The sequence below is a fragment of the Pseudarthrobacter sp. NIBRBAC000502772 genome, assembly GCF_006517235.1.
Classification (GTDB): Bacteria; Actinomycetota; Actinomycetes; order Actinomycetales; family Micrococcaceae; genus Arthrobacter.
The window spans coordinates 3,690,048-3,706,777 of the sequence record NZ_CP041188.1 but is presented as its reverse complement, the minus strand read 5'-3'; the positions used below and the strand labels follow the sequence as shown (position 1 = coordinate 3,706,777).

Here is a 16,730-nt window from a genome sequence, read left to right as displayed (position 1 = left end):
AACTAGGCTGGGCAAGTGAGGATTGACCTGCATGCCCACTCGAACGTTTCGGACGGCACCGAAACCCCCGCCGACGTGATGGCTTCGGCTGCCCGGGCGGGCCTGGACGTGGTGGCGCTGACCGATCACGACTCCACGGACGGCTGGGCCGAAGCATCCCTTGCGGCGCTGGAAAACGGGGTGGCCCTGGTCCCCGGCATGGAGGTCTCCTGCCGGACCGCGCAAGGCATCAGTGTGCATCTGCTGAGTTACCTGCACGATCCCGCCCACCCTGGGCTGCTTGAAGAGATCACCAAGGCCAAGGACGCGCGCCTCACTCGGGCCGAACGCATGGTGACCCTGCTGGCCGAAGACTACCCGCTGACGTGGGACGACGTCATCCACCATGTGGCTCCCGGGGCGACCATGGGGCGCCCGCATATTGCTGATGCCCTGGTGGCGGCCGGTGTGGTGGCAGACCGCTCCGAGGCGTTCACGTCCATCCTGACGTCCCATTCGCGCTACTTTGTCCAGCACTACGCACCCGACCCCGCCACCGCCGTCGAACTGGTCCGTGCCGCTGGTGGTGTTCCCGTGTTCGCGCATCCTGTGGCGTCCGGCCGGGGCCGGATCGTGGGGGAGCGCACCTACCTCGACATGATCGACGCCGGCCTGGTCGGCCTGGAGATCGACCACCGCGACAACCCCGAGGAGGGGCGGGAATTCCTCAGGGGCCTGGCAGCCAAGCACGGGCTGCTGATCACCGGCTCGTCGGATTACCACGGAGCGGGCAAACCGAACCTGCTGGGAGAAAACCTGACCACCGCGGACGTGTTGGCGCGGATCGAGGAACTTGGCAGGGGAACCGCTGTGGTGCGTGCGTGATCAGTTGGGCGGGAACGACGTAAAGGTTGCCTTGGCACCCAACCGCTTGGCCATCACATCGATGGCCGGCTGGTTCTGGTCCACACACACGAACTTCCGGTCCAGTTTGGCCGCCACGGCGCCCAGGGTTCCGGAACCGGCGAAGAAGTCCAGGCACCAGTCACCGGGTCGGCTTGACGCCGACACCACACGGCGGATGAGGCCCTCGGGCTTCTGCGTGGGGTAGCCGGTTTTTTCCTTGCCTGTGGGGGAGACGATGGTGTGCCACCAGACGTCGGTGGGCAGCTTCCCGAGCTCCCGCTTCGCCGGTGTCACCAGGCCCGGCGCCATGTACGGCTCGCGGTCCACCTCGGCGTTGTCGAAGTGGTATTTCGCCGGGTTCTTGACGTACACGAGGATGTTGTCGTGCTTGGTGGGCCAGCGGTACTTGGCGCGGGCACCGTAGTCGTAGGCCCAGATGATCTCGTTGAGGAAGCATTCCCGGCCGAAGATCGCGTCAAGCATCACCTTGGCGTAATGGACCTCCCGGTAATCCAGGTGGAGGTACAGCGTGCCGTCGTCAGCCAGAAGCCGCCAGGCCTCCACGAGCCGGGGTTCCAGGAATGACCAGTAGTCACTGAATGCGTCATCGTACCGGTGCAGGGCGCCCTTGATGGTGTCGTAGGAACGCCCCTTGAAGCCCACGCGGTCGCCGTCACCGTCGGTGTTCAGCACCATCCGGGTTTCCTGGCGCTTCTGGACCCTGCCGGTGTTGAACGGCGGGTCAACGTATATCAAGGTGAAGGCGCCGTCCGGCAGCGAGGGGAGGAACTCCGCGTTGTCCGCGTGAACCACCAGGTTGCTGCCGTCCGGCGCCCAGACGGTGTCAGTCATCGAGGCTGTTATGCCTCGGTGCTGCGCTGCTGCGGGCCGTTGTCGGCACCGGCCACCACTTCGCCGTTGCGGCGGCGGGTGCGGGTCCGGCTGCGGCGGGCACGGGGGTCCACTTCGCCTTCGGCCGGAGCCGCAGCAGCCGGTTCGGGGGCGGGGCTGGTGCCGGCGGTCGCCGCATCAGAGGTACGACGACGGCGGTCGCCGGAGCGTCCGCCGGGCTCGCTGGTGCGGCGGCTGCTGCTGTCGCGAGCACCGGAGCGGCCGGCGTCGCGGCTGCTGTCGCGCCCGCTGTCACGGCCACCGCTGGGACGGGTGTTCTTCTTGCCGGTCTCGCCCAGGTCCTCGAGGACCTCGGCGTCGACGCCGGCCAGCACACGCTTGTTGCGGGGGAGGCGGCCCTTGGTGCCTTCCGGGATGTCCAGCTCTTCGTACAGGTGCGGCGAGGAGGAGTACGTTTCCACGGGCTCCGGGACGCTGAGTCCCAGCGCCTTGTTGATCAGGCCCCAGCGCGGCATGTCGTCCCAGTCGACGAACGTCACTGCTGTGCCCTTGTTGCCCGCGCGGCCGGTGCGGCCCACCCTGTGCAGGTAGATCTTTTCATCTTCAACGCACTGGTAGTTGATGACGTGCGTGACGTCGTCAACGTCGATGCCGCGGGCGGCGACGTCGGTGGCCACCAGGACGTCCACCTTGTTGTTGCGGAAGGCGCGGAGCGCCTGCTCACGGGCGCCCTGGCCCAGGTCACCGTGGATGGCGGCGGCGGCGAAGCCGCGGTCCACGAGCTCCTCGGCAACCTTCGCGGCGGTGCGCTTGGTTTTGGTGAAGATGATGGTCCGGCCGCGGCCGCGTGCCTGCAGGATGCGGGCAACGACCTCGATCTTGTCCATGCTGTGGGCACGGTAGATGAGCTGGCGGATGTCGCGCTTGGTGAGGCCCTCGTCGTCCGGATCAGCGGCCCGGATGTGGGTGGGCTGCGTCATGTAGCGGCGGGCCATGGCGATGACCGGGCCGGGCATGGTGGCAGAGAACAGCAGGGTCTGGCGGACTGCGGGGGTACCGGCGATGAGGGTTTCCACGTCCGGCAGGAAGCCGAGGTCCAGCATTTCGTCGGCCTCGTCGAGGATGACCATCTTGACGTTCTTCAGGACCAGGTGCTTCTGCTTGTAGAGGTCGATGAGGCGGCCGGGAGTACCGACAACTACCTCGACGCCGTTCTGCAGGGCCTCCACCTGGGGCTCGTAGGCACGGCCGCCGTAGATGGTGGTGATGCGGGCGTTCCGCTTGCGGGAAGCGTTCTGGAGATCATTGGCCACCTGGACGGCCAGCTCGCGGGTGGGCACGATGACCAGGGCCTGCGGTGCACCCGGAACGGCGAGCCTGTCGTAGCCGGCGTCGTCCGGACCCACCACGCGCTGCAGCGCGGGAATGCCGAAGCCGAGGGTCTTGCCGGTGCCGGTCTTGGCCTGCCCGATGATGTCGTGGCCCGAAAGCGCCACCGGCAGGGTCATGGCCTGGATGGGGAAGGGGTGGGTGATCCCGGCGTCGGCGAGGGACTCCACGATGTCGGCGCGGACGTTGTAGTCAGCGAAGGATTTCTCCTCGATCTCGTGCGGCTTCTCGTCCGAGATGATGGTTTCTTCGGGTTCGATCGTCTCGATGCCGGAGTCGTCAGTCAGGATCTGGTGGGTATGCAATTCACTCACAGGGGAGTTTCCTTATTCATTTGGGCATTGGCGCTGCCTGCTCAACGGGCCGGCCAACGTGGCCGTTCCGGAGCACGCTCGAAGCGCGCAAGCAAATCCAGTGGAAGCCGATCGCGGGCTATCAAAATGCTGGCACTGGTGACCAACGGGTGCATCTCAAGATCGCGTAGGGGCGGGCTTGTTGAATTCAAAATCAAGGAAATCAACGACCGGGCATCCATATCTACTTCTTCAGTCTAGCCGTACGGACCCTGAATCCCGGCTTTGGGCCGATCAGGCGGCGCGCAAAACCTTTAGGCCAGCAGCTCGAAGTGGACCTCGCGGGCAGCGATGTCGGAAGAGATCAGGCGGACCCGCACCTTGGTGCCGGATTCCAGGTCACCGCCGCACCGGGCCGTCACGGCGGGTTCGGCGATCTGGATGATCCCCGAGGGGCCGTTTCCATTTTTTGCGGCTCCGTTCCTGGTGCCGTTCCCGCTTTTCCCGTTGCCGTTGTCCTTCTGCGGCTTGGAGCCGGAAATCACGATCGCATCGAATTCCTGGCCCACATGGTTGACCAGGAGCGCGGCCTCCACGGTGTCCAGCGCCATGCGTTCCATCCGAGATGCCAGCTGGTCGGATCCGGCCATGATCTCCGGCAGGGACGGCAGGGCTTCCCGCGCCCAGTCCGGTACCGGCTTGCCGTTGCTCAGGGCTTCGCAGATCACCAGGACAAAACGGTCGATCAGACGCCGGAGCGGTGCCGTAGTGTGGGCATAGGCAGCGCCGATGGCGGACTGGATGGCCTCTTTCGGGACTGTGCCGTCGAACGCCGTGTAGCTGGCGCCGCGGAACAGCATGCCGGCTGAGTGCAGGATGGCCAGTTGCCGGGGCTCGGTCGGGTCAAGGCTGCGGAGGTATTCGCCGTAGCTGATCTTGCCGTCCCACGGCTTGCCCAATGCCTCAGTCTGGATGCGGAAGTGACGCAGGGAGCGCTCGTCCGGGGCGGGCATGGTGCGCAGGATGCCCACTTCTCCCGCCAGCATCAGGTCTGCCGCCGCCATCCCCGTCATCAGGGAGATCTGGGCGTTCCAGTCCTCCACCGGAAGCTGCGGCGCCGCGGCAATCCGGTAGCCGCCGTCGGGCAGCTGCACGATTTCCTGCTCGGGCATGTTCAGGCTGGCGCCGCCGCGCTGCCGCTCCAGTTCAACGCGCTTGAGGCCCACTTCCTTCAGGAGCTGCAGGACAGGGCCGGCCGTCCCGGCGTCGAATTCGGCCTGGACTCCCTTGTAGCTCAGCTTGGCCCGGCTGCGGATGGTGGCCCTCTGGACGCTCACAGTGGAGACCTGCGCGGCGTCGTCCAGCCCGAACTCCCAGACGTAGGCGGAACACAGCTGGCCGGCCAGAAGGCTGCCTGCCCCTTCGCTGATGACTTCCGGGTGCAGCGGGATACGGCCGTCAGGGGCGTAGAACGTCTGGCCGCGGCGCCGGGTCTCGGCGTCCAGTCCGCCGCCGGGGCGGACAAAGGACGGCACGTCAGCGATGGCGTAAAGCACCCGGTAGCCAGCGGCCGCACGCTCGATGAACAGCGCCTGGTCCAGGTCAGTGGACGACGCCGGATCGATAGTGAGGAAGGCCACATCCGTCAGGTCAGCACCCGGCAACTCGTGCGCGGCCACTGCCGCTTCCGCGTCCCGGACCGCCTCCGCCGGGTAGGGCCCCGGCAGTTCCAGCTCGGTCCGCAGGGCGCTCAGCGCCGCCGCGAGGTCGTTCGTTTGCTCGTGGACATTGGGGGCCAACCTATGATGTGACACGAAAATCAGGTTAGCTCGATTTCCACGGATCGTGCACGCCCGCCGCCCGCCACGCGGGGGATTGTCAGGATGCGCCGGCGTCCAGGGCCGCCAGGAGTGCCACGGCCGCCGCTGCGGGGTCCGAGGCTTCGGTGATGGCACGCACCACAACAATCCTGCCGGCGCCGGCCTCCACCACCTGCTCCACGTTGCCGAGATCGATGCCTCCGATAGCAAACCAGGGCAGCGTGGCCTGGGTGCCACCGGCAGCGCGGACGGCTTCGGCCGCGTACCGCACCAGGTCAAGGCCGACGGCGGCCCGGCCCGGTTTCGTCGGAGTGGCCCAGACCGGTCCTACGCAGAAGTAGTCCAGGCCGCCTTGGTCAGTCAGCCCACCGGACAGCCGGATGGCCCCTTCGATCTGCTCGGCGCTGTGCGTGGAAAGGCCGATCACGGCTGGTGCCCCGAGCAGCGTGCGGGCGGAAGCGACCGGCAGATCCTTCTGCCCGATGTGGAAGACGGGGGCGCCGGAGAGCAACGCGATATCGGCACGGTCATTGACTGCCCACAGCTTTCCGTGGCGTTCGGCCGCGGCCTGAAGCACGGCCAGCAGCTCCAACTCCTCGGCTGCCTCGATGGCCTTGTCCCGGAGCTGGATGATGTCCACGCCGCCGGCAAACGCCGCGTCCACAAACTCGCCAAAGTCCCCGCGGTCCCGGCGCGCGTCGGTGCACAGGTACAGCCTGGCGCTGTGCGGGAGGCCGGTGTTTGTGCCGCCGGCGGAGTCTGTTCCGGTCAAGGATTCGGGAGCGGCGGAGGGGGCGGAGGGCGTGCCTGCAGCGGCGAAGGATTGCGCGTTCATGGAAACCAGCCTAAGTCCCCTAAACTGGGCGGGTACTGCGGGAGCCCGATGCAGCCGTCACAAAGCGGCCGGGCTGAGAGGGCGTCAGAGCCGACCGCTTGACCTGATCCGGCTAGTACCGGCGTAGGGAAGGAACATATGCCCCCCGCGATAAGCAGCCCACGTGAGCCCGCACCAGCCAGCCCGGCCACCGCCCTGCACGCCGACGTGGCCGTCATCGGCGGCGGAGTCATCGGCCACGCCATAGCCTGGGAAGTCCGGCGATCCGGCCGTTCCGTCGTGCTGATCGATGAAGCGCCCGGCAACGGCGCCAGCTGGGCAGCCGCCGGCATGCTGGCCCCTGTGAGCGAACTGCACTACCAGGAGGAAGACCTCCTTGAGCTGATGCTGGCATCCTCGGGCCTGTGGCCTGCCTTTGCGGCGGACCTCGCCCTGGCCGGGGCTGGCGATACCGGATATCTGACGACGCCGACCCTCGCCATCGGCGCGGACGCTGCGGACCGCCGGGCGCTGATGGACCTGCGGGCCGTGCAGCAGGCCAGCGGCCTGGTGGTGGAACCCCTGACTGTCCGTGAGGCCAGGACCAGGGATTCCCTGCTCAGTCCGGCCATATCCTGCGCCCTGGACATCCCCGCCGACCACCAGGTGGATCCACGGAAACTCGTGGCGTGCCTCCAGGAAGTCCTGGCCCTCCACGAACCGGAAGCAGGAACCGCCGTGGCAGGTGCCCGCGCGGGATTCGCCGTTGACCAGCGTGCCGCTGCCCTGCTCTGGGAGGACGGCCGCGTCATCGGCGTGAGGCTCGCCCACGGCGGGACTGTCCAAGCCAGGGAGACCATCGTGGCCAACGGATTGCAGGCGGGGTCGCTGGAGGGCCTGCCGGTTGGACTGCACCTGCCCCTGCGGCCCGTCTACGGTGACATCCTGCGGCTGGCTGTTCCGCAGCACCTGCGCCCGCTCCTCACCTCCACGGTCCGCGGAATGGTCCATGGTGTGCCGGTCTACATCGTTCCCCGGCAGGACGGCACGGTGGTGATCGGGGCTACGCAGCGGGAAGACGCGCTCGCCGGGACGGGCGACGCCGCTGTCTCGGCGGGCGGCGTCTACCAGTTGCTGCGGGACGCCCAGGTTTTGGTGCCGGCCGTCTCGGAGCTTGAACTCCTGGAATGCACGGCACGGGCAAGGCCTGCGACCCCGGACAACGCCCCTCTCCTCGGCCGCGTACCGTCTTCCGCACCAAGGACGGGGAACACAGCGGACATTGCCGGGCTGATAGTTGCCACCGGATTCTTCCGCCACGGAGTGCTCCTGGCCCCGGCGGCGGCGGCCATCTGCCGGGACCTGCTGGATGGCCGGACGGACCCGCGATGGGAGGCCCTCAGCCCGGCCCGCTTTTCAGGAACGCACCACGTAGCCGGCATACAAGCCCCACGCAAGGACATCAGCAGCACGAAGGCCCTCGACCCACAGAAGGAATCAGCATGAACATCACCCTCAACGGCTCGCGCCATTCCGTGGCGGACGACGCCTCCATCACCACCCTCATCAGCCAGATCACTGGCCGTCCCCTCGCGGCCAACGGCCAGTCAACAGACGGGCAGAAACTCGGCGTCGCCGTCGCCCATAACTCCGAAGTAGTACCCCGCAGCCAGTGGTTCGTCACGGCGCTCGCCGAAGGTGACGACGTCGAACTGGTCACAGCAGTCCAGGGAGGCTGACACCATGACAGTAACCAGCAACATCAGCACACAGAACCTGCCAGAGGCCGCCGACAGGCTGGTGATCGACGGCGTCGAGCTCGGCTCCCGCCTCATCATGGGCACCGGTGGCGCCCCCAGCCTCGACGGGCTCGGCGCCGCCCTGCTGGCCTCTGGAACCGAGCTGACCACAGTGGCCATGCGCCGCTATTCGCCGGCTGAATCGGGGTCCCTTTTCCAGCTCCTGGTGGACCACGGGATCCGGATCCTGCCCAACACCGCAGGCTGCTTCACCGCCCGGGAGGCGGTCATGACGGCGGAGCTGGCCCGCGAAGCGCTGGAAACCGACTGGCTCAAGCTGGAAGTCATCGCCGACGAACAGACCCTGCTGCCGGACGCCGTGGAGCTGGTGGACGCCACGGAACAGCTTGTGAACCGGGGCTTCAAAGTGTTCGCCTACACCAACGATGACCCGGTCCTGGCGCTGCGGCTGGAAAACCTGGGTGCCACCGCGGTCATGCCCCTCGGAGCGCCCATCGGCACCGGCCTGGGAATCCTGAATCCACACAACATCGAGCTGATCGTCTCGCGCGCCTCGGTGCCCGTGGTGCTGGACGCCGGCATCGGAACGGCGTCCGACGCCGCCCTGGCCATGGAGCTTGGCTGTGACGCCGTGCTGCTGGCCACCGCGGTCACGCGGGCGCAGAACCCGGCACTCATGGGGGAGGCCTTCAAACACGCCGTCATCGCCGGTAGGCTGGCGAAAGCGGCCGGCAGGATTCCGCGCCGCGAGCACGCCCTGGCGTCATCGGCCATGGAAGGCCGGGCAGAGTTTCTCTAGGCCGCTTTCTCCAGGCCCGGCGCCCTCGGCCAAACGCCGGGGCGGCTCACCGTTCGAGCCGAGGAGGCCGCCATGGCCGGCAAACACGACACACTCACACGCGAGCGGATCGAGGCCGTCCTCGCCACGCTGCCCGACTGGCAGTACCGGCAGGGCGGGCTCGTTGCTGTCTATAAGACGCCGACGGCGGCCGCCGCACTGGAGCTGATTGCCGCCGTCGGACGCCTGGCGGAAGAACAGAACCACCACCCGGACCTTGACTGGCGCTACAACAGGGTGCATCTGCGCTACACGTCCCATGACGCCGGAGGCGAGGTCACTGAGCGGGATGCCGCTGCTGCCGCGGCCGTGAGTGCTGCTGCCGTTCGGCTCGGCGCCACAGCCCAGCCCGTGGGTTAAGCCGCCGGGTTAAAGGACCGTGACCACGCACCCTGCTGGGGTGGTGGTCACGGGTTCTTAAGGAAAAAGGTGCGGCCTAAAGCTTGAGCGCCTGCGTCAGCCGCCGCGTATCGTGGCTTTCGCGCGTCCGGCCCAGGTAGATGACCGTCCCGATGGCAGCGACGGTGCCGAGCGCCATGGGCAGGACCCAGGGAATCCACGTCAGGCCCGGCTGGTAGCCAAAACCTGCCGCGATGAAAATGATCCAGCTGACCGCGCCCACCACCACGGCAACCCCTGCGGGCAACCCTGTGCCGTACCGCGTATGGCGCTTGTCATTGGCCCAGACAACAAAGCCTGCGGCCGCAGTGACCAGGACAACGATGGTCAGCGAAAGCATGGAATCTCCTCGGAAAGCAGCGGCCAGCCGCCATAGGGGGCTGGCCGCGGACGTGCTAGAACTGGCCGAAACCGACCTTGCGTGCCTCTTCGGCGCCGATTTCCACGTAGCCCAGGGCGTTGCCGGGAACGATGATGATGCGTCCCTTGTCGTCCTTGAGGCGGAGTTCGCTGCCCTTGGTGATGGCTTCTTCAACGACCGTAGCTACAGCGTCAGCATCCTGAGCCGATTCCAATACGATTTCGCGGCCAATGTTCTGAATGCCGATCTTAATTTCCAAAAGGGGGCCTCCCAGCCAATCAAAGTTTCTTGGGTTCTCTTATTTGTAGTCTAGGACTCTTTGGGGAAGCGAGAGATTCCGCGCCAAGCTAAACGGTAAATGAGGTCGCTGGCCACATCGAGGTCCAGGTTCCCGTCCGTTTCCAGCCAGTAACGCGCGCTGACCTGGGCCATTCCGGCCAGGCCACGGCCCAGAAGCTGCGCCTCCAGGTGGGGCAGCTTGGTGTCCTCGGCAATCACGCGGGCAACAGCGTCCGCGAACGTCTTGTTGAATGTCTCGAGGCGTGAACTGACATCGGGATCGTTAATGAGGTCCGATTCGAAGACCAGGCGGTGGGCTTGGTCGTCGCTGGCGATGAAGCGGTAGTAGGCGCGCATCACCGCCTGGACACGTTCGTCATTGTCGGTAGTGGAGCTCAACGCACCAAGCATCAGGTCCGTCAGCGACGCGAGATGGCTGTCCAGCAGGGCAAGATACAGCTCACGTTTGGACGGGAAGTGCTGGTACAGCACCGGTTTGCTGACATGGGCCGTTTCGGCGATTTCATCCATGGCGGCGCCATGGTAGCCGTTGGCGACGAAAACCTCCTGCGCCGCAGCGAGGAGCTGCGCCCGGCGCTCATCCCGGGGAAGCCGGGCGGACCTCTGGCCCGCGGTCCGTTGAGGTGCTGCCGGTTCGCCGCCGGACGCCCGGTCAGCCCGTGCTTCATGGACCACAGTTGCCCTACTTTCGCTTGCCGTTACCTACACAATACTGCGCGGTAATATGACCGGGCGGCATCTCGGGGCATACATTGAAGTATGGCTTCGACTTTGACCGCAAATGATTCCTCTGTCTCGCTTAAACCGCTGGTGGAGCCCGCCGGCGAACTGACGCCGGCCGAGGTGGAACGCTACTCGAGGCACCTCATCATTCCCGAAATCGGAGCGGTGGGGCAGCGGCGGCTGAAGAACGCCAGGGTACTTGTTATCGGTGCCGGGGGACTGGGCTCGCCCGCCCTGCTCTACTTGGCGGCAGCGGGCGTGGGGACCTTGGGAATCATCGACGACGACTCCGTTGACCTCAGCAACCTGCAACGCCAGGTGATCCACGGCGTCGCCGACGTAGGACGGCCCAAGATCGAATCCGCGCGGGACGCCATCGCGGCCCTGAACCCGCTGGTGGACGTTCGGCTGCACAACGTCCGGCTGGATGCCTCCAATGCACTGGAGCTGTTCGCGGACTACGATCTGATCCTGGACGGGGCGGACAACTTCGCCACCCGCTACCTGGTCAACGACGTCGCCGCCATCCTCGGCAAGCCCTATGTGTGGGGATCGATCTTCCGTTTCGACGGCCAGGTCAGCGTGTTCTGGGAAAAGCACGGACCCACCTACCGGGACCTATACCCCGAGGCCCCGCCCGCCGGATCCGTGCCCTCCTGCGGCGAGGGCGGCGTCTTCGGCATGCTCTGTGCGGCTGTGGGTTCACTTATGGTGACCGAGGCAGTGAAGCTGATCACCGGCGTCGGACGTTCACTCCTGGGCAGGGTGGCACTGTTTGATGCGCTGGGCGGCAGCTGGCGCGAGATCCGGGTGTCCAAGGACCCGGCGGCCGAGCCCATTACGGAACTGACGGACTACGAAGCCTTCTGCGGCATCACCCCCGCCGCCTTCGCCGACACGGAGCACACAGTGACGGCAACCCAGCTGGCCACCATGCTGGCGTCCCGGAAGGCAGGCCTGAAGGACTTCGAGCTGGTGGACGTCAGGGAAACCGGCGAACACGACATCGTGAGAATCGACGGCTCGGTGCTGATCCCGCAGGGCAGGATCCTTGCGGGGGAGGCCTGGGCGGAACTTCCGCAGGACAAGGACATTGTGTTCCACTGCAAGGCGGGCACGCGGTCAGCCAACGTTCTGGAGGCTGCGCGGAAGGCAGGCTACCAGCGGGTCAGCCATCTCGACGGCGGAATCCTGGCCTGGGTGCGCGACGTGGAACCGCAGAAGCCGGTCTACTGACCGGTTGCCCTATCACTTTTGGTCGCCAAATCTCTCGGTTGAGAGCCAAAACTGATAGAGCAACGGGGGCGGGTCAGGCGGTTTCGAGGCCCCGGTGGTCCACGGGGCACTCCGCCTGCGCTGCGGTGGCCGGCTGCTCCACGGTGATGCCGTAGAGGGTTTCGAGCGCGGACACGTAGTCGTCCTGCTGGCCGTTGGCGGCGAGCTCACGGGCACGGACAGTGGGCACGTGCAGCAGCTGCTTGACCATCCGGCGGAGGGCGAACTCCACTTCCTCGGCGGCGGCGGTGCAGCCGTGGCGGGCACGGACGCGTTCCATTTCCGCATCCAGGACGTTCATGGTGTGCCGGCGGAGCGCCACGATGGCGGAATCCACTGAGCGGGCTTCCCGTTCCTGTTCGAAGGCCTGGGCCGCGCCGGACACAATGCCGCTGGCCTGGGTGAGGGACTCGGCCTGTTCCTGGGGTGCCGCCAAACGCACGGATTCGAGCGTGAGCAGCTCAACGCCGTCGAGCTGGCCGACTTCCGGGTCAAAATCATGGGTGAGGGCGAGGTCGATCGCGATCAGCGGCTGGGGCGAGTCCGCGCGGATCTCGGCGAGTTCGCCGGCTTCGACCCGGGTGTCGGAGCCGCTGCAGCCGATCATAACGTCGGCTGCAGCTACGGCTACCGGCAGGGATTCGCTGTCCAGCGCTGTTCCGCCGCGCGTGGCGACGAACGCTTCGGCGCGTCCCGACGAGGAGAACACGGAGATGTCGGTGCAGCCCCGTTCGCGGAGCAGAGCCATGGTGGCGCCGGCGTAGGCTCCGGTGCCGAACACCACCACTTTCTTCGCTGACCAGTCGGGGCTTTCGGAAAGATCGGTGGCCAGATCCAGTGCCACTGAAACGATGGACAGGCCCCGGGAACCGAGGGCGGTCTGTGCTCCGACATCCTTGGCCGTCTTGGAGGCGGCCTGGAAGAGGCGGACCAGGCCGGAGCTGGCCGTGCCCTCGTGCTGGGCAGTGATGAGTGCGCGGCGGACCTGGCCGGCAATTTCACGTTCACCCACGACGGCGGAGTCCAGTCCGGCGCTCACGGCGAACAGGTGCTGGCTGACTTCGGGGCCGGTGCGTGTGCTGAAGGAGCGGGACACGAGCTGTTCGTTGAGTCCGCTGAGTCCGCTGATCTCGGACACGAGAGCCGCACGTGCGGCCTCAACATCGTCAGCGTGGGGCGCTTCGCCGTAGATTTCGTAGCGGTTGCAGGTGGCAAGCACAATCGCACCCGTCACTGCCGGCGATCCGGAGAGTGCGGATGTTGCGATACCGGAGGCACCGTTGCTCAGTTGAGCAACGGTCTCAAGGTCGATGTCGGCGTGTGTAGCCACCAATGAAAAAAGAACCACAGCAGACCAATCATAGCTTTTTCGTGGCCCGGTAGAACAACCCGGCAAACAGCCACGGGCTGTGGAGGGCCGCATTTCCTGCCACGGCGCGGCCGGGGCGGCTCTCCGTGACAGGCTGTCGTTATCTTTTAGGGCCGATTTTGGGCACAATCAAAGGCATGACTTCCAGCTCCGCCGTGTCCAATGCCGCGTCTAGTGTCCCGTCTAACGACGGCGCCCTTGCTGCCGGCCATCCGCTGATGGACGGCCGAACCGCAGATTCGCCGCTCATCACCGCTTACCGTGGCGGCAAGCCGTCGCGGCGGCCGGTGTGGTTCATGCGGCAGGCCGGGCGCTCCCTGCCGGAATACCTGAAGGTGCGCGAAGGCGTGGCCATGCTGGATTCCTGCCTGCGGCCCGAGCTCGCAGCCGAAATCACGCTGCAGCCCGTCCGGCGCCATGACGTGGACGCTGCCATTTTCTTCTCCGACATCGTCATTCCGCTCAAGCTCGCCGGCGTCGGCGTGGACATTGTGCCGGGCGTGGGCCCCGTGCTGGACAAACCGGTGCGCACGGCTGCAGACGTTGCCGCCCTGCCCCAGCTGACCTGGGAAGCGCTGGAACCGATTCGCGAAGCCGTGCGGCTGACCGTCGCCGAGTTGGGCAAAACCCCGCTGATCGGCTTTGCCGGTGCCCCGTTCACCCTCGCCGCCTACATGGTGGAGGGCAAACCCTCCCGTGACCACCTGGGCCCGCGCACCATGATGCACGCGGACCCGGAAGCATGGACGGCGCTGGCCAACTGGGCCGCCGACGCCTCGGGGATGTTCCTCCGCGCCCAGCTGGAAGCCGGCGCCTCGGCCGGGCAGCTGTTTGATTCCTGGGCAGGGTCGCTGGGCCTGGCCGACTACACCAAGTTCGTGGCACCGGCCTCGGCCCGGGCGCTGGACCATGTCCGCCACCTCGGCGCGCCGCTGATCCACTTTGGTACAGGAACCTCCGAACTGCTAGTTGCCATGCGCGACGTCGGCGTGGACGTAGTGGGCGTGGATTACCGCCTTCCGCTGGATGAGGCCAACCGGCGCCTGGGCGGAACGGTGCCGCTGCAGGGCAACATCGACCCCGCGCTGCTGTCCGCGCCGTGGGACGTGCTGGAGGCCCATGTCCGTGCGGTCATTGCGGCCGGCGCTTCTGCGCCCGGCCATGTGCTCAACCTTGGACACGGGGTGCCGCCGGAAACCGACCCCACGGTCCTGACCCGTGTTGTAGAACTCATCCACTCCATTTCCCCGGAGTAGGACCGTGGGCAGTTCCGTGACACCGGCCCAGACCGCCGTCGTCCTGGGCGGCGGCATCTCCGGCCTGCTGGCCGCACGCGAGCTGGCAGCTGCCGGACGCACCGTCACCGTTCTGGAAGCCACAGCATCCTGGGGCGGCTGCGTGGGCAGCCACGTGGTGGCCGGCCTCACCCTGGACAGCGGGGCAGAGTCCTTCGCCACACGCTCCTCAGCCGTGGCTGACCTTGCGGATGAACTTGGACTTGGTAGCAAGGTTGTGGCGCCCCGCCCGGGCGGGGCCTGGGTGCAGCTTCCGGACGGCCCGCGCGAACTGCCCAAGACCGGAGTCCTGGGAATCCCCGCCAACCCCTGGGACCCGGAGGTCAGGCGGTCGTTGGGGTTTGTGGGCTCCCTGCGGGCGTCCTTTGATAAGTACCTGCCGGCTTCACTCGGTGCGTCGGCGGACGTCACCAGCGTCGCGGCGCTGGTGCGGGCCCGGATGGGCCGCCGCGTGTTGGAGCGCCTCGTGGCCCCGGTGGTTGGCGGCGTGCACTCCGCGGACCCCGGTCTCCTGGACGTGGACATGGTGGCACCCGGCCTCCGGGCCGGAATCCGAGAGCACGGTTCCCTCGCGGCCGCGGTGGCCGCCCAGCGGCGCGGCTCCGCCCAGCCGTCCGTCGCGAAGGCGGGTTCCGCCGTCGCCGGCCTCGACGGCGGGATGCACACCCTGGTTTCGGCCCTGCTCAGCGATCTCCGCGGCCGCGGTGTCACCCTGATGAGTGGAACAGCCGCGGACGCCGTCGAACGGACGCCGGACGGGTGGCGCGTCACCGCCGGTGACGCAGCGTACGACGGCGGCCTGCTGGTGGTGGCGCTGCCCGGCCCGGCCGCAGTGGGGCTGCTTCAGGCGGCCGTGCCCGCCCTCGCCGGCAGGAGCCCCGAAAGCGGTCCGGATGTCCGGCTCGTCACCGTAGTAGTGGACCTGCCCGAACTGGACCGCAGGCCGCGGGGCACCGGGATCCTGGTAGCCCCCCAGACGCCAGGTATCCAGGCAAAAGCCCTCACGCATGCCACCGCGAAGTGGGATTGGCTGGCCGCTGCGGCAGGTCCCGGGACCCACGTGCTGAGGCTCTCCTACGGCCGCCTGGAAGCCGCGGAACCCGCGACCCCTGAAACCGGCGGCTCCGCCCCTGCCCTCGACGCGGAATTACTGGCTGCTGCCTTGCGCGACGCTTCGGCGCTGCTGGACGTCCCGGTGCAGGGGACGGACGTCGTCGGTTGGGATGTTGTCAGGTGGCAAGGGGCCCTGCCGTTCGCGGCCGTGGGACACAAAGCCCGGGTGGCCGAGGTAAGGAAGCTCTGCGCGGCAGAGGCCGGCCTCGGCATTGTGGGCGGATGGGTGGCCGGCAACGGACTCGCCGCCGTGGTGGCCGATACCCGAAAAGAAATTCGAAGCCTGCTCAGCTGACCATCGCTCCTGTTCAGTGGAATATGGGCCTGGAAAGGACCACTCCGGGGTGCAGTTTCCGGTTTTCAATCCACCCCCTCATGTGGCTAGGGTCGATAACTATGGTTATTTACAGGTCCGAATCTTCCCTTTCCCGGACCAGTATCCATGGGGGACTCCGGCGTGGCGCTGCAGCGGCTGCCGTCGGAGCGGTACTGGTCCTGTCCGCCGGCGTTCCGGCATCCCAGGCGGCTGACGGCAGCGCCGAACCCACAGAGTCCGCCGCGGTTGCTGCCGACTCGGACCTCGCCGGGGTCGATGGCCTGCTGAGCGGCCTCTTGGGCGGTTCCGGTGGACGTTCCACAGCCTCACCCGAACCGACTCCCGCCCCCTCAGGATCTTCCACTCCGACGGTCACACCGTCTCCGGCCCCCACGTCCACGGCCCCCACGTCAACCGCGCCGACGTCAACTGCGCCGACGTCGTCCGCTCCGTCGACATCTGCCAGCCCAGCGCCGCAGGGCACCACTCCGCAGGGCACGGCTCCCCAAGGTGCCGTCCCGCCGTCGAGCGCTCCGGCGCCGCTCAGCACGTCCCCGGATGCCGCAGGTTCAGCGGCAGGCACGCAGCCGAACGGCCAGCCCGGTGCCCCCGCCGACGTGACGCAGGATGCCGGACAGGAAGCCGATCCTGCTGTTGACCAGCCCACGGACACCCACAGCACCAACGCCACGCCTGTTTCGGGACCGGGGCGCCACGGAAACGCGCCTGCCAGCCGGGACAACATGGCGTCCGCCACGGCAGCAGCCGCGGCCGCCGAACCCGCGAAGGTCTGGCTTGGTGTGGGACTGGTGGGGTCCGCCGGAGCCGCTGGCCTCCTTTTTGCCCGGATCCGCCAGATCTGACCTTAGTGCCGGTTTGGCTCACAACCCATGCTTCGCCGAACGTGTGACATTGAGCACTTCTACGT

Annotated in this window: 17 protein-coding genes and 1 riboswitch; of the genes, 9 read left to right on the top strand and 8 right to left on the bottom strand. The window is 67.2% G+C overall.

Going from position 1 to position 16,730, the window contains the following annotated elements; translation table 11 throughout:
• Positions 1-15 precede the first annotated feature (15 nt).
• Entirely contained in the window at positions 16-864 is an 849-nt protein-coding gene (locus NIBR502772_RS17105; RefSeq protein ID WP_141141085.1) for a PHP domain-containing protein, read from the top strand.
• On the opposite strand, the gene NIBR502772_RS17100 is transcribed toward NIBR502772_RS17105, so the two are convergent.
• The 4 genes from NIBR502772_RS17100 to thiE all read right to left on the bottom strand — a co-directional run bounded on the left by NIBR502772_RS17100 (position 865) and on the right by thiE (position 6,074).
• Complete coding sequence (locus NIBR502772_RS17100) at positions 865-1,737, bottom strand: site-specific DNA-methyltransferase (RefSeq protein WP_104062147.1); 873 nt, start codon at positions 1,735-1,737, stop codon at positions 865-867. It lies immediately after the preceding gene.
• An 8-nt stretch (positions 1,738-1,745) separates the two neighbouring features.
• The gene (locus NIBR502772_RS17095) at positions 1,746-3,440 is read right to left on the bottom strand and encodes a DEAD/DEAH box helicase (protein WP_141141084.1); all 1,695 of its coding nucleotides are present in this window, start codon (positions 3,438-3,440) and stop codon (positions 1,746-1,748) included.
• A gap of 293 nt (positions 3,441-3,733) precedes the next feature.
• Positions 3,734-5,233 carry an RNB domain-containing ribonuclease gene (locus tag NIBR502772_RS17090; protein WP_141141083.1) on the bottom strand — a complete coding sequence of 500 codons (1,500 nt, stop codon included), beginning with the start codon at positions 5,231-5,233 and terminating at the stop codon, positions 3,734-3,736.
• A gap of 64 nt (positions 5,234-5,297) precedes the next feature.
• Entirely contained in the window at positions 5,298-6,074 is a 777-nt protein-coding gene (thiE, locus tag NIBR502772_RS17085) for a thiamine phosphate synthase (protein WP_141141082.1), read from the bottom strand.
• A gap of 27 nt (positions 6,075-6,101) precedes the next feature.
• Positions 6,102-6,222, top strand: a riboswitch (TPP riboswitch).
• Between thiE and thiO the strand changes: the two genes are divergently transcribed.
• The 4 genes from thiO to NIBR502772_RS17065 all read left to right on the top strand — a co-directional run bounded on the left by thiO (position 6,213) and on the right by NIBR502772_RS17065 (position 9,011).
• Entirely contained in the window at positions 6,213-7,559 is a 1,347-nt protein-coding gene (thiO, locus tag NIBR502772_RS17080; RefSeq protein ID WP_141141081.1) for a glycine oxidase ThiO, read from the top strand. It overlaps the preceding riboswitch by 10 nt.
• Positions 7,556-7,792, top strand: a complete 237-nt coding sequence (gene thiS, locus NIBR502772_RS17075) for a sulfur carrier protein ThiS (protein ID WP_104062152.1) — start codon at positions 7,556-7,558, stop codon at positions 7,790-7,792. The genes thiO and thiS overlap by 4 nt, the downstream gene beginning before the upstream one ends.
• A gap of 4 nt (positions 7,793-7,796) precedes the next feature.
• Positions 7,797-8,612, top strand: coding sequence for a thiazole synthase (locus NIBR502772_RS17070; RefSeq protein ID WP_141141080.1), 816 nt, complete (start codon positions 7,797-7,799; stop codon positions 8,610-8,612).
• 72 nt (positions 8,613-8,684) lie between these two features.
• Positions 8,685-9,011, top strand: a complete 327-nt coding sequence (locus NIBR502772_RS17065) for a 4a-hydroxytetrahydrobiopterin dehydratase (RefSeq protein ID WP_141141079.1) — start codon at positions 8,685-8,687, stop codon at positions 9,009-9,011.
• A gap of 76 nt (positions 9,012-9,087) precedes the next feature.
• Here the strand turns inward: NIBR502772_RS17065 and NIBR502772_RS17060 are convergent, their stop codons facing one another.
• From NIBR502772_RS17060 to NIBR502772_RS17050, 3 genes are read right to left on the bottom strand one after another with little or no spacing between them, the layout of a single operon-like run.
• Complete coding sequence (locus NIBR502772_RS17060; protein WP_104062155.1) at positions 9,088-9,390, bottom strand: hypothetical protein; 303 nt, start codon at positions 9,388-9,390, stop codon at positions 9,088-9,090.
• 55 nt (positions 9,391-9,445) lie between these two features.
• On the bottom strand, positions 9,446-9,670 hold the full coding sequence (locus NIBR502772_RS17055) for a DUF3107 domain-containing protein (protein ID WP_141141078.1): 225 nt from the start codon (positions 9,668-9,670) through the stop codon (positions 9,446-9,448).
• A 50-nt stretch (positions 9,671-9,720) separates the two neighbouring features.
• Positions 9,721-10,386: a TetR/AcrR family transcriptional regulator gene (locus NIBR502772_RS17050; RefSeq protein WP_056343929.1), complete on the bottom strand. Its 666-nt coding sequence runs from the start codon at positions 10,384-10,386 to the stop codon at positions 9,721-9,723.
• Positions 10,387-10,470: 84 nt separating this feature from the next.
• Here NIBR502772_RS17050 and moeB point away from each other — a divergent pair, with 84 nt between their 5' ends.
• The gene (gene moeB, locus NIBR502772_RS17045; protein WP_141141077.1) at positions 10,471-11,670 is read left to right on the top strand and encodes a molybdopterin-synthase adenylyltransferase MoeB; all 1,200 of its coding nucleotides are present in this window, start codon (positions 10,471-10,473) and stop codon (positions 11,668-11,670) included.
• A 73-nt stretch (positions 11,671-11,743) separates the two neighbouring features.
• Here the strand turns inward: moeB and NIBR502772_RS17040 are convergent, their stop codons facing one another.
• Positions 11,744-13,057: a glutamyl-tRNA reductase gene (locus NIBR502772_RS17040; RefSeq protein WP_141141076.1), complete on the bottom strand. Its 1,314-nt coding sequence runs from the start codon at positions 13,055-13,057 to the stop codon at positions 11,744-11,746.
• A 158-nt stretch (positions 13,058-13,215) separates the two neighbouring features.
• On the opposite strand from NIBR502772_RS17040, the gene hemE reads away from it, so the two are divergent.
• From hemE to NIBR502772_RS22475, 3 genes are all read left to right on the top strand, one after another.
• Positions 13,216-14,334: a uroporphyrinogen decarboxylase gene (gene hemE, locus NIBR502772_RS17035; protein ID WP_141141075.1), complete on the top strand. Its 1,119-nt coding sequence runs from the start codon at positions 13,216-13,218 to the stop codon at positions 14,332-14,334.
• Positions 14,335-14,338: 4 nt separating this feature from the next.
• Positions 14,339-15,781: a protoporphyrinogen oxidase gene (gene hemG / locus NIBR502772_RS17030; protein WP_141141074.1), complete on the top strand. Its 1,443-nt coding sequence runs from the start codon at positions 14,339-14,341 to the stop codon at positions 15,779-15,781.
• A gap of 101 nt (positions 15,782-15,882) precedes the next feature.
• Positions 15,883-16,665 (top strand): hypothetical protein, encoded by a 783-nt coding sequence (locus NIBR502772_RS22475; RefSeq protein WP_168223563.1) that lies wholly within the window; start codon positions 15,883-15,885, stop codon positions 16,663-16,665.
• The last annotated feature ends 65 nt before the right edge of the window (positions 16,666-16,730 follow it).

Bases quoted from the DNA above. Each gene is read 5' to 3' on its own strand.
- NIBR502772_RS17100 (WP_104062147.1), bottom strand. From the start codon at position 1,737: ATGACTGACACCGTCTGGGCGCCGGACGGCAGCAACCTGGTGGTTCAC.
- thiE (WP_141141082.1), bottom strand. From the start codon at position 6,074: ATGAACGCGCAATCCTTCGCCGCTGCAGGCACGCCCTCCGCCCCCTCC.
- thiO (WP_141141081.1), top strand. From the start codon at position 6,213: ATGCCCCCCGCGATAAGCAGCCCACGTGAGCCCGCACCAGCCAGCCCG.
- thiS (WP_104062152.1), top strand. From the start codon at position 7,556: ATGAACATCACCCTCAACGGCTCGCGCCATTCCGTGGCGGACGACGCC.
- NIBR502772_RS17070 (WP_141141080.1), top strand. From the start codon at position 7,797: ATGACAGTAACCAGCAACATCAGCACACAGAACCTGCCAGAGGCCGCC.
- NIBR502772_RS17065 (WP_141141079.1), top strand. From the start codon at position 8,685: ATGGCCGGCAAACACGACACACTCACACGCGAGCGGATCGAGGCCGTC.
- NIBR502772_RS17060 (WP_104062155.1), bottom strand. From the start codon at position 9,390: ATGCTTTCGCTGACCATCGTTGTCCTGGTCACTGCGGCCGCAGGCTTT.
- moeB (WP_141141077.1), top strand. From the start codon at position 10,471: ATGGCTTCGACTTTGACCGCAAATGATTCCTCTGTCTCGCTTAAACCG.
- hemE (WP_141141075.1), top strand. From the start codon at position 13,216: ATGACTTCCAGCTCCGCCGTGTCCAATGCCGCGTCTAGTGTCCCGTCT.
- NIBR502772_RS22475 (WP_168223563.1), top strand. From the start codon at position 15,883: ATGGTTATTTACAGGTCCGAATCTTCCCTTTCCCGGACCAGTATCCAT.